Genomic DNA, 631 nt, shown 5'->3' with positions numbered 1-631 from the left:
TTTCAAATACCAAACAGAATGAACCTCTTAGTTAGAATTCAACTAAGGAATACAATTTTGTTATGGAAAATCAGAGATATGCAGCAAAAAATGATTTAATTTTCAGACAAATTACAAGGCATAGCGATTGAACAAATAAACAATTATCAATAGCTTTAGATGTCTCAATTTCAACTATAAAAAGAAAGCGAAAACAGTTGAGAGAGTCCCAAAAAACAGGAACTAAAATCAAAATCTCTCACGGCAATTTAAATAACAAACACGCTCTTAAACATTCTGATGAGAAATTTATAGCATTGAGCAAAACTTATTTTAAAAGATATCGATTAACTGGAAACGAGAACAACAATGACAGTTCTTCTTTTTTAACTTTGATTTCTTTTTATGAATTTTTTGAACACTTTGAATGTTCAGAACCTAAAGATTTTTCATATTCAACTCTGGTTAGACGCTTTAAACAACTCGGAATTGCTAGTCCATACGCAACAAAAGAAGGCAAAAAAATTGCTAAACGAAACAGAAATAAAGTTATAACTAATAAAGATTTATTCTTTATATCGCAATTTAAATATTACGAATCCAAAGAAAAAACAAAGCGTCGTTTAAATTACAAAAACGTATATAAGTTTGG

At 28.4% G+C, this 631-nt stretch carries 1 protein-coding gene; it reads left to right on the top strand.

All coding sequences use genetic code 4. The annotated features are described in order from the left end of the window. Positions 1-62: 62 nt before the first annotated feature. Positions 63-631: hypothetical protein (locus E1I18_RS03625; protein ID WP_141484229.1), on the top strand; the 569-nt coding region annotated here is incomplete at its 3' end.

The organism is Mycoplasmopsis mucosicanis (genome assembly GCF_006546935.1).
GTDB lineage: Bacteria > Bacillota_I > Bacilli_A > Mycoplasmatales > Metamycoplasmataceae > Mycoplasmopsis > Mycoplasmopsis mucosicanis.
Note: the sequence above shows the minus strand (reverse complement) of the source record. Positions and strands in the feature narration are given on the sequence as shown.